The following is a 10,820-nucleotide window of genomic DNA, read 5'->3' on the forward strand; positions in this document are numbered from 1 at the left end:
CAACGGCCGGACCGGAGGGGCCTGGAGGAAGGCGGCTTTAATATTCCCCGCGAGCTCTGCGAGCGCGGGAATTTCGTTGCCGCCGTTCCAGGCCCCGCAGGCCCGGCCCCCGCCCGGCTCAGGCCCGGCTCAGGCCCGGCTCAGGCCCCGCAGGGGCTACGCGTAAGGCTCGACGTCGGCCGTTGCCTCACCGGGCAGGCCGGCCGGGTCATCCGAGCGGACCAGGACGACGCCCGCGACGATCAGGGCACCGCCGGCCAGCTGCACCGGGCGCGGCAGTTCGGCCAGCAGCAGCCACGCCCACAAAACGGCGAAAAGCACCTCGGTCAGGGACACGAAGGAAGCCACGCGGGAGCCGAGGGACCGGGCGGCAATGATGCCGGTGACATAGGCAACCACAGTGGAGAACAGCACCAGGCCTGCCACCGGCACCCACCAGGCGGTGTGCCAGTCCGCCAGCTGCACGGAGGAGGTGCTGAAGCCCAGCGGAAGGATCCCCGTCAGGCCCAGCGCCGCCATGGTTGCCCCGCCCACGAGCATCCCGCCGGTGGCGAGAACCAGCGGCGGCAGCGAATCATTCTGTTTGGCGGTAATAAAAAAGTAGATGGCGAGGCAGACTGCTGCCGCCAGCCCCCACAGCACACCCACCGGGTCAATCCGGACACTGCCGCCCAGATCGAGTACCAGCACCAGCCCGGCAACGGCTGCAACAGCGCCCAGGATGGTGCGCAATCCCGGGCGGCGCCGGGTGGCGGCCCAGATCCACAGCACCATCAGCACGGGGGCCAGGAATTCAAGCAGCAGTGCAACGCCCACGGACAGCCGCTCAACTGCGTTGAAATAGAAGAACTGGCAGCCGGCCACCCCGATGAACCCGAACAACAGGATGGTCCGCCAGTTGCCCCGCACCTGTCCCCAGCGGCCGCGGAGTGCGATGAGTGCCGGAACGGCCAGTACCGCGGCCGCACCGAGCATCCGCACGGCAACTGCTCCAGCAGTGGTCCACCCGGTTTCCAGCAGTGACTTCGCAAATGATCCCGACAGGCCGAACACTGCCGACGATGCCAGGGCGACGACCAGTCCGGATACGCTGGCGGGCAGTCCAGCCCCTCCCGCAACCTGCTTCTGCGCCATTTCTCTCCTCACGGGACTCAGGGTATCCGACAGGGTTCCCGCGAATAAGGACGGCGGGCCGCTCCTGCAATGGAAGGCGATATGAGCCGAAGACACGGGTGCTGTTGCCAATTGGGAAACCCGTGAGTATTCTCTCGGATGCCGCGGTTTGTGACTGTGGTCACAACCCGCGTCCTGTTTGAGCAGTTGACTTAGTTCTGATCTCCAACCAATGAGTTTTCATCACTAATTGTTGATATCCGATGACAGTCTCGTTCCTCCGCAGCCCGGGCACCACGCATGCGTCCGCAGGGACACGGAGAGCGAATAATTTATGGGGGAAAATTTCATGCAGGAAAAATCACGCCCAATTTCAGCACGGGTCGGCGCCCTGAGCGCCACCGCCCTTCTGGCCCTCAGCGGCACCTTCATCGCAGGTCCCGCTGTCGCCGACACGACGGATGAAACGTCGAACGCTACCAACCAGGCCGACTCCACCGCCACTATCACGGCAGAGGAAGGGGGTCCGACACCGACGGAGGAGGGATCGGGGGAAGAGGCCCAGTCACCCGGTGAGGGCACCGGAACCCCGGGTGATGATGCCGGTACCGGGACCCCCGGAAATGATGCCGGCACCGGGAATGACGACACCGGGGCTCCCGGTACCGTCACCCCGCCTGTTTCCGCTCCGGGCAGCGTTCCGCCCGGACAGCCCGCACCCGCTGCCGAGCTGTCGCGGCCGGCCCTGATCACCACCTCCCCCATCCGCACCAGCCAGGCCATCGAGGGCACGGCGCCCGGAGCCACCTCCCTGGAAGTGGTTTTCGCCGGCCAGCAGCCTTTCACTGTCCCGGTAGCCTCGGACGGATCGTTCTCATTCACCGCACCCCACCTGGTGACAGATGACCAGAGGCTCCAGTTCATCCTCTCGGGTATCAACGGGACCCAGCGGTCCGAGCCGGCCACCTTCAGCCTTGACTTCCTGGACGCACCGCTTCCAGCTCCGGTCTTTACCGGCACGGACGGCAGCACGCCCACCTCATTGGACACCCTGCTGGGCACCGGCGTGCCGGGAGCCACCATCACCGTGATCATTCAACGTGACGGATCTGGGACAGAGGATGCACCGGCATCCACCACTGTGGGAGAGGACGGCAACTGGCGCCTGGCCCTCGCCGAGCCACTGCCCATCGGCGTGCACGCTTTGGCGGCCGTCCAAAGGGGCGTTCCGGACAAGGAAGATTCTGAGCCCGTACTAACCACAATCACCGTGTTCCCCGGTGCCGCCGTGGTGCTTTCCCCGAGTGACGGCGAACGGATTCCGGTCAACAAGCTGCCGGCGGCAATCACCGGTGCCGCGTTGCCGGGAGCCGAAATCGAAGTTGTCATCGATCCGGAGTCGGGCGGAGCAGAAGACCGCGTGGCTGCCATGGCCACGCTGACCACAGTGGCCGACGAGAACGGCAACTGGTCCGTCCCGCTGGGGGCCCTCTCCGTGGGCGAACACCAGATTGTCGCCACCCAGGTCTATAACAACGTTCGGTCCCTCGACGCGGCACCTTCCACCTTCACAGTGACGGAAGCCGTCGTCGAACCTCCGGTCGCGGTCAACCCTGTACCCGCAGGCAACTCCGGACAGGGCGGCATCATCACGACCACCGGCAATACGGGCACGGGCACCGGCACCGGCACCGGCACCGGCACGGGTACGGGTACCAACCTTGCCGAAACCGGCGCCCGGAACGTTGGCCTGCTGGCCGCAGGCGGAGCGACCCTGGCCGCCGTCGGAGCAGCAGCCCTGTTCCTGAACCGGCGTCGCCGGACGGTTGCCGATTCCTAGGAGTCCACACAACGTGAAGCGGGTCCCTGGCATTGCCGGGGACCCGCTTTCGTTTGGGCGGGCCTGCGGGTCGGAGACATGCGCGGGGAACTGTGGCCTACTCTGCGTTGTCCCTTGCGGTGCCACGTCGCTCCAAAGGACATGAGGCTTCAAGGGTTATGTGGCACCAGGGGCATTGTGGAGGCAGCACAGGGGATGGCAACCCTCCGGTCCCCGAACCGGAACAATCGCCCTCAGAACCCGGACGGGCACACCGCCGGCGCCTAGGGTTGACGGGTCACGAAACAGCACCCTCCTCCTACCGCCTGGATGGACCGCCATGGAGCAAAAGCTGCTTTCCCTTGTCAGCCGCCGTACCGCCTGGCTCCTGCTGGCCGGCTGCGTGGCATTCTGGGTGGTCCTGGCCCTCGGGTTGCTTGAAGCGCCCCTGGGCACACCGGCCACCCTGATGTTCCTCTGGATGTACTGCGCCCTCATGGGTGCCCTTGCCTGCACCTTGCTGGCGGCTGCCGCCGTCGCCGCCCTGGTCCTGCACCGTTCCGCCCGCCGGGTCCCGGACGGCGGGACGGACGCCGACGCAGACGGCGCTCGCCCGGCGGAACCGGAAGACTCCGGGGACGACGACGGGTCGGCTGCCCTGATCCGGAAGCTGCTGACCCGCCGGCGCTGAGCGCTGCCCGCACGGGAGGACCGCGACGCGCGGCATCTTATACCTTCTGCTACGACCGCAGTTCAAGAAGCAGCAGCAAGACAGGTGGTCCGGACTATTGATTACCGGCATCTGCTCTGGTGTTCTGTGGAAGCGGTCCAGCAGAGGGCCGCTCCTGCGGCCGAAATACCTGCCCGCCCATGAGCGCTTCCAAGAGTTCGTCCCTGTCCCAGCTCCACTTTGAAAAAGCCCGCCAGGCCCGCGGAGACCTGCAACAGGCCCTGCACAATGAACTTGTCCTCAAGTACCGCGACATCGCCGAATCGGCTGCCGCCGCCTATGCCGGGCGCGGCCGTGAACTGGCAGACCTGCGCCAGGTTGCCTACATCGGCCTGATCAAGGCCGTCAGGCGGTTCGACCCGGCCGTCGGACCGCACTTCCCTGCTTTCGCCGTGCCCACCGTCCATGGAGAACTCAAGCGGTACCTGCGCGACCATTCCTGGATGGTGCGGCCGCCGCGCCAACTGCAGGACCTGCGGACCGCCATCGCACGGCTGCAACCGGACCTGCTCCAGTCGCTGGGCCGCGATCCGTCACTGAGTGAGTTGTCCGAGGCGCTGGGGACGAACACCAAAACCGTTTCCGAGGCGTTGAACTGCCAGAGCAGCCTGCGCCCCGACTCCCTCGACGCCCTCGCGGACACCACCGGTGCGGAACAGTGGGCCGTAGCCGACGGCCGGCTGGAACACGCGGAAAACCTTGCCATGCTCCGCCGGGCAGTACGGAACCTGACGGACACGGACAAGGAACTGCTGTTCCTGCGCTATTTCCACGAGGAATCCCAGCAGGCCATCGGCACACGGCTGGGCCTGACCCAGATGCAGGTCTCCCGCCGGCTCGCCCGGATCCTGGTGCACTTGCAGCACGAAATCCTGGGACCGGCAATTGCACCGCGCCAGGGAACCTGTACCGCAACGGCCTAGCCGGAACGGCCGGCGGGCCCCTGCAGGGCATCAAGCTTTTCGGCGGCGGCCAGGACGTCCTCCACGGTAACGGCCAGCAGCGCGGGGTCCGGGTCCGCGGCAAAGGTATCCCCGCGGCGCCGGCTTTCCTCCGTGAGGGCAATGTGCGGACCCGGCGGCGGACCCCACTCGCTGACCGGGGCCGGGCCGAACAGGACCACCGAGGGCCGCGCATAGGCCGACGCCAGGTGCGCCGCCCCGGTATCGGCGGAAACCACCAACCGGGCCCGGGCAATGACACCCGCAAATTCCGCCAGTCCCAGTTCTCCTGCCACCACCGACTCTTCCGGCATGCCGGCGCGCTGCGCCACATCCAATGCCCGCCGCCGCTCGGCGCTGCTGCCGGTGAAAAGGACACGGTTGCCCGCCGCACCAAGCTCCCGGGCGACGCCGGCAAACCGGTCTGCGGGCCAGAGGCGGCTGCCGTAGGCCGCGCCCACGTGCAGCACAACGGCCTCGGGGACCTGTTCCGCCCCGGGCGGCGGATCCAGCCGGTAATCCAACGGGTCCGCGGGAATGCCGTGCCAGGACAACAGTCCCGCCCACCGCTCCCGCTCATGGACCCCGTCCTTCCACGGCGGACCGTCCCAGCCGGGTCCGGCATGGCCGATCAGCCGGGCCGGCCGCAGTGCTTCCAGCCGGCCGCAGCTTTCCGGTCCCCGGCCGTGGAGGTTCACCGCCACGTCCAGCTGTCCCGGCGGGACGTCGATGGGCACATCGAGGCCGTGCAGCGGCAGCAGGTCATCCACGGCGCCGGTCAGGGCCAGCACCGGGCGCAGCCACTCCTGGGCCGCGTACCGGATGCGGTGCCCGGGAAAGGCCCGGCGCAAGGCCTTCAACGCGGGAACCGCCACGAGCAGATCCCCCAGCTTCAGGGCCCGCAGGACCAGCAGTTCGGGTCGGTCTTCGGCCGCTGCAGGCATGGGTGGGCCCTTTCTCCTCGGGGAACGGATGCACATCCTGCCAGATCACCGCGCCCGCCGGTACAGGTGGGACGCACGTGCCCTTTCGGGCACGACGGCGAAGAAGTGGCCGCTGAGCTGTTTGGGTGCACCGGAGAAGGGGAACAGAGCCGGTATGGGATTTTTGCCGCCGCCGCGCGCCGTCCTCTTTGACCGGGACGGCACGCTGATAGTCGATGTGCCGTACAACGCGGATCCGGAGTTGGTGCAGCCGATGCCCGGTGCCGCCGCCGTTTTGGCGCGGCTGCGGCGGGACGGCGTTGCGGTTGGGGTGGTAACGAACCAGTCCGGCATCGGGCGGGGACTGCTGTCCGCAGAACAGGTGGAGGAAGTCAACGCGGCCGTGGAAAACCTGCTGGGGCCGTTCGATGTCTGGGAGATCTGCCCGCACACACCGGAGAAGGGATGCATCTGCCGCAAACCGCGGCCGGGAATGGTGCTGCGGGCCAGCAGCCGTCTCGGCCTGGATCCGACCGAGGTGGCGGTGATCGGGGATATCGGCGCCGACGTCCGCGCGGCCTCGGCGGCAGGGGCACGCGGGGTGCTGGTGCCCACCCCCGTCACGAGGCCTTCCGAAACCGAGGCGGCGGCCCTGGTGGCGGCCGATCTCTCCGAAGCGGTGGATTTGCTGTGGAGCGGCGCATGAACCGCCGGGTCCTCGTGGCACGGCTCGACGGCGCGGGGGACGTCCTGCTTGCCGGTCCGGCTGTGCGCGCCGTGGCATCGGCGCCGGGGGTGGAGGCCGTCCTGCTGTGCGGGCCGGACGGCGCACCGGCCGGACGGCTGCTCCCCGGTCCCGCCCGGGTGCTTCAGTGGAGGTGCCCGTGGATCGTGAATCCCGCCCCGGAGCCGACGCCCGCGCTCCTGGCCTCGCTGGCGGAGATGGTCCGTGCCGCGGGCACCGAGGAGGCGGTGATCCTCACGTCCTTCCACCAGTCGCCGCTGCCGTTGGCCCTGCTGCTGCGGGAGGCCGGTGTGCGGACGATCACCGGTGCCTCCACGGATTACGCCGGGTCACTGCTGGACCGGCGGCTTCGGCCGGGTGAGGACTTCCCGGAGGACCAGCCGGAAACCGAACGCGCGCTGCGGATTGCCGAAGCCGCCGGGTTCCGGCTCCCGCCGGGCGACGACGGACGGCTGCGACTGGGTCCGCTGCCGGACGTTGCCCACCTGGTGGGGCAGGAGCCGTACGTGGTGGTGCACCCGGGCGCCGCCGTCCCCGCCCGGGCCTGGCCTGCGCTGCACCATGCCGCCGCCGTCGAACTGCTCACCGCTGCCGGTTTCCGGGTGGTGGTGACGGGAGGACCGGGCGAGAAGGCACTGACCGCCACCGTGGCGGCCGTGGCCGGCCTGGACCTGGGCGGCCGCACCGATCTGGCCACCCTGGCGGCGGTCCTGGCCGGGGCGCAGGCCGTGGTGGTGGGTAACACCGGTCCGGCGCATCTTGCCGCTGCCGTGGGCACCCCCGTGGTGAGCCTGTTCGCCCCGGTGGTTCCGGCCGTCCGCTGGGCGCCGTACCGAGTGCCGCTGGAATTGCTCGGCGACCAGCAGGCACCCTGCCGCCTCTCCCGGGCCCGGATCTGCCCCTCTCCGGGACACCCCTGCCTCGCCGGCGTCTCGCCCGAGCAGGTGGTGGAAGCGGTGCAGCGCCTGGTGCACGGGGTGCCGTCCCTTCAAGCGCACCGGGAAACCAGGCACCGCGAATTGAAGCACCGGGAAATGGGGACGCGATGAAAATCCTGCTCTGGCATGTGCACGGAGGGTGGATGGAGGCCTTTGTCCGCGGCTCCCACCAGTACCTGTTGCCGGCCACCGGCGCCCGGGACAGCTGGGGGCTGGGCCGCGGCGGCAGGGCCTGGCCCCGGTCGGCGGTGGAAGTGGCACCGGAGGAGCTGGCCGGGCAGGAGATTGACGTAGTGGTGCTGCAGCGGCCGGATGAACTGGAGGCCTGTGCACGCCTGCTGGGCCGCCGTCCCGGACGGGACCTGCCCGCCGTTTACCTCGAACACAACACCCCGCGCGGCAGCGTGCCCGAAACCCGGCACCCCCTGGCGGACCAGTCCCACATCCCCGTAGTGCACGTAACGCACTTCAACCGGCTCTTCTGGGATACCGGGCAGGCACCGGTGCATGTGATTGAGCACGGGATCCCGGACCCGGGGTACCTCTACACCGGCGAGCGCCCGCACCTCGGCGTGGCCGTCAACGAGCCGGTCCGGCGCGGCCGGGTCACCGGAACCGACCTGCTGCCGGCATTCACCCGGGCCGCCCCGCTGGAAGTCTTCGGGATCGGAACCGAGCAGCTGCCGGATGCCCACGGCCTGGGCGGGGACCGGCTCCTGATCCGCGGAGACCTTTCCGCTGCCAGAATGCACGCGGAGCTGGCCGGCTGCCGGGCCTACCTGCACCTGATGCGGTGGACCTCCCTGGGCCTGTCCCTGCTCGAGGCGATGCACCTGGGGCTGCCGGTCCTGGTGCTGGCCACCACCGAAGCGACCCGTGCGGTGCCGCCGGGAGCGGGGCTGGTCAGCAACGACCCCGAAGAACTCCTTGACGCGGCCCGGGGCTTCGTGGCGGATCCGGAGTCCGCACGGGCCTGCGGCCTGGCCGCCCGGACAGCGGCCCTGGCCCGGTACGGACTGGGCCGGTTCCTGTCCGAATGGGACGGGCTCCTCAACGACGTGGTCTCAGATCGGGTTGCCGCCGCGCCGCTCCGTGCGGCGGCAGGACCCATAACGGCATCAACAGGAGGGGGACAACAGTGAAAATCTCAATGGTGTCCGAGCACGCAAGTCCGCTGGCGGCCCTGGGCGGGGTGGATGCCGGCGGCCAGAACGTCCATGTGGCCGCCCTCTCCGTGGCGCTGGCCACCCGCGGCCACACGGTGCAGGTCTACACCAGGCGTGACGATCCCGGCCTGCCGGACCGGGTCCGGGTGCAGGAAAACCTGGAAGTGGTGCACGTGGCGGCCGGACCCGCCCTGCCGCTGCCGAAGGATGACCTGCTGCCGTACATGGGGCAACTGGCCGAAGGACTGGTGGCCGACTGGGGCGGGGAACCGCCCGACGTCGTGCATTCACACTTCTGGATGTCGGGCCTGGCTGCGCTGGAGGCTGCCGAAACCGCCGCGGAGGAAGGCACCCGGGTTCCGGTGCTGCATACCTTCCATGCGCTGGGCACCGTGAAGAAGCGGCATCAGGGCGCCGAGGACACCAGTCCGCCCGAACGCACCTGGCTGGAACCCTCGGTGGGCCGCCGGGTGGACCGGGTGCTGGCCACCTGCTCCGATGAGGTTTTTGAACTGAAGGCCATCGGGGTGCCGGGCGGCCGCATTTCGATTGCCCCGTGCGGGGTGGACCTCTCCCTCTTCTCCCCGGCTGGACCCGCCGAACCGCGCGGCAGGCGGCACCGGATTGCCGCCGTCGGGCGCCTGGTGCCGCGCAAGGGCGTGGACCTTACCATCCGCGCGCTGGCACTGCTGCGGGACGCGGGACGCACTGATGTGGAGCTGCTCATTGTCGGCGGCTCCAGCGACTGTGCCGGGCTGGAATCCGATCCGGAGGCCCGGCGCCTGCTGGCCCTGGCCCGGTCCCTGGGCGTCCAGGACCAGGTGGTGCTGCGCGGGCAGGTGCCGCGCGAAGACATGCCGGCGGTGCTGCGCAGCGCCGACGCGGTGGTGTGTGCCCCGTGGTACGAGCCGTTCGGCATTGTCCCGTTGGAGGCCATGGCTTGCGGAGTTCCGGTGGTGGCCTCGGCTGTGGGCGGACTGATCGACACCGTGGTGCACGGGAAAACCGGACTGCACGTCCCGCCGCGGGATCCGGGCGCGCTGGCCGCCGCCCTCGCGGACCTGCTGGGCAACCCCGCCTACGCGCGTCGGCTGGGCGCGGCCGGCAAGCAGCGGGCGCAGGCGCGGTACTCCTGGGACCGGGTGGCCCTGGAAACGGAAAAGGCCTACCAGCTGGCGCTGGGGCCGGTGGCGCGCGGCAAGACCGGCAGGGGCAGCAAGACCGGCACGGGTGCGCGGCTGCAGCCGATGGGCGGGCAGGCGCTGTGAGCGTCGAATGGACCACCGCGCGTTCCCCCGGGACGGATGCCGCGCAGGCCGCGGTGCTGGCACATCTGGCCAACACCGGGCCGGCCCTGCACTCCCTGCAGCGGCAGGCCGCGCGGCTGGCGGAGTGGGGCATCGAGCTGGCCGGACGGATGCTGGACGGGCACCGCCTGCTGACCGCCGGCAACGGCGGGTCCGCGGCCGAGGCGCAGCACCTCAGCGCGGAGCTGGTGGGCCGGTTCGACGGCGAGCGCCGGCCCTTTTCCGCCATTGCCCTGCACACGGACACCTCGGCCGTCACGGCGATCGGCAATGACTATGGGTTCGAGCAGCTGTACGCCCGCCAGGTCACGGGCCACGGCCGGCCCGGCGATGTGCTGCTGCTGCTCTCCACCAGCGGCGCCAGCCCCAATCTGCTCGCGGCCGAGCAGGCCGCCCGCCGGGCGGGACTGCGCACCTGGGCCCTGACCGGCCGCGCACCCAATCCCCTCGCCGCGGCCTGCGAGGAAGCCGTCACCGTGGATGCCCCCGCCGCCAACGCGCAGGAGGCCCACCTGGTGGCGCTCCATGCGCTTTGCCGGTCCTTTGACGCCGAAGTCGAGCGCCGCACCTCTTTGGAGCGGAGCACAGCAGGAGGAATACCGTGAAGACGATCGTAGTGGTGGGCGACACCCTGCTGGACACCGACATTTCCGGTTCCGCCCAGCGCCTCTCCCCCGACGCCCCGGTGCCGGTGGTGGACGTGGCCGACGTCGGCAGGCGGGCCGGCGGCGCGGGCCTGGTGGCCCGGATGCTGGAGCGGGACGGCCGGCAGGTGCACTTGGTCACCGTGCTGTCCGACGACGACGCCTCCGGGCTGCTGCGCAGCGCCCTCGCCGGGATACCCCTGACCTTCGGACCCTCCGATGCGCCCACGCCGGTCAAAACCCGGATCCGCGCCGGCGCGCAGGCGGTGGTCCGCTTCGACGAGGGTTGCGCTCCGCCGCCGGTCCCGGCCGTGACCGCCCAGATGCTGGCCGCGGTGGCGGAAGCGGATGCGGTGGTGGTGGCTGACTACGGGCGGGGCCTGGCCGCCAACCCGGCCCTGCGGGAACTGCTCGGCGCCCTGGCCCGGCGGATCCCCGTGGTGTGGGATCCGCACCCTGCCGGCGCGCAGCCGGTCCCCGGCGTCGCAGCCGTC

The 10,820-nt window shown here is 70.0% G+C and carries 11 protein-coding genes; 9 read left to right on the forward strand and 2 right to left on the reverse strand.

The features are described 5' to 3' along the window. Nucleotides 1-156 precede the first annotated feature (156 nt). Nucleotides 157-1,134, reverse strand: a complete 978-nt coding sequence (locus tag AC5RUF_RS11530; RefSeq protein ID WP_494130648.1) for an EamA family transporter — start codon at nt 1,132-1,134, stop codon at nt 157-159. A 328-nt stretch (nt 1,135-1,462) separates the two neighbouring features. On the opposite strand from AC5RUF_RS11530, the gene AC5RUF_RS11535 reads away from it, so the two are divergent. The 3 genes from AC5RUF_RS11535 to AC5RUF_RS11545 all read left to right on the forward strand — a co-directional run bounded on the left by AC5RUF_RS11535 (nt 1,463) and on the right by AC5RUF_RS11545 (nt 4,585). Continuing rightward, complete coding sequence (locus AC5RUF_RS11535; protein ID WP_494130649.1) at nt 1,463-2,953, forward strand: Ig-like domain-containing protein; 1,491 nt, start codon at nt 1,463-1,465, stop codon at nt 2,951-2,953. A 319-nt stretch (nt 2,954-3,272) separates the two neighbouring features. After that, entirely contained in the window at nt 3,273-3,623 is a 351-nt protein-coding gene (locus tag AC5RUF_RS11540) for a hypothetical protein (protein ID WP_494130650.1), read from the forward strand. A gap of 179 nt (nt 3,624-3,802) precedes the next feature. Then, nucleotides 3,803-4,585: a sigma-70 family RNA polymerase sigma factor gene (locus AC5RUF_RS11545; RefSeq protein ID WP_494130651.1), complete on the forward strand. Its 783-nt coding sequence runs from the start codon at nt 3,803-3,805 to the stop codon at nt 4,583-4,585. Here AC5RUF_RS11545 and AC5RUF_RS11550 read toward each other — a convergent pair. Next, nucleotides 4,582-5,547, reverse strand: a complete 966-nt coding sequence (locus AC5RUF_RS11550) for a glycosyltransferase family 9 protein (protein ID WP_494130652.1) — start codon at nt 5,545-5,547, stop codon at nt 4,582-4,584. The genes AC5RUF_RS11545 and AC5RUF_RS11550 overlap by 4 nt on opposite strands. 154 nt (nt 5,548-5,701) lie before the next feature. Here AC5RUF_RS11550 and AC5RUF_RS11555 point away from each other — a divergent pair, with 154 nt between their 5' ends. The 6 genes from AC5RUF_RS11555 to AC5RUF_RS11580 all read left to right on the forward strand — a co-directional run. Further along, nucleotides 5,702-6,232 carry a D-glycero-alpha-D-manno-heptose-1,7-bisphosphate 7-phosphatase gene (locus tag AC5RUF_RS11555; protein WP_494130653.1) on the forward strand — a complete coding sequence of 177 codons (531 nt, stop codon included), beginning with the start codon at nt 5,702-5,704 and terminating at the stop codon, nt 6,230-6,232. After that, a complete protein-coding gene (locus tag AC5RUF_RS11560; RefSeq protein ID WP_494130654.1) occupies nt 6,229-7,320 on the forward strand; it encodes a glycosyltransferase family 9 protein in 1,092 nt (363 codons plus the stop codon). The genes AC5RUF_RS11555 and AC5RUF_RS11560 overlap by 4 nt, the downstream gene beginning before the upstream one ends. Then, complete coding sequence (locus AC5RUF_RS11565; protein ID WP_494130655.1) at nt 7,317-8,351, forward strand: glycosyltransferase; 1,035 nt, start codon at nt 7,317-7,319, stop codon at nt 8,349-8,351. Before AC5RUF_RS11560 ends, AC5RUF_RS11565 begins: the two co-directional genes overlap by 4 nt. Further along, the gene (locus AC5RUF_RS11570) at nt 8,348-9,643 is read left to right on the forward strand and encodes a glycosyltransferase (protein ID WP_494130656.1); all 1,296 of its coding nucleotides are present in this window, start codon (nt 8,348-8,350) and stop codon (nt 9,641-9,643) included. Before AC5RUF_RS11565 ends, AC5RUF_RS11570 begins: the two co-directional genes overlap by 4 nt. Beyond that, nucleotides 9,640-10,287, forward strand: coding sequence for a D-sedoheptulose-7-phosphate isomerase (locus AC5RUF_RS11575; RefSeq protein ID WP_494130657.1), 648 nt, complete (start codon nt 9,640-9,642; stop codon nt 10,285-10,287). The genes AC5RUF_RS11570 and AC5RUF_RS11575 overlap by 4 nt, the downstream gene beginning before the upstream one ends. Continuing rightward, nucleotides 10,284-10,820: PfkB family carbohydrate kinase (locus AC5RUF_RS11580; protein ID WP_494130658.1), on the forward strand; the 537-nt coding region annotated here is incomplete at its 3' end. The genes AC5RUF_RS11575 and AC5RUF_RS11580, both read left to right, overlap by 4 nt.

It is taken from the genome of Arthrobacter sp. Y3224198, assembly GCF_059090025.1.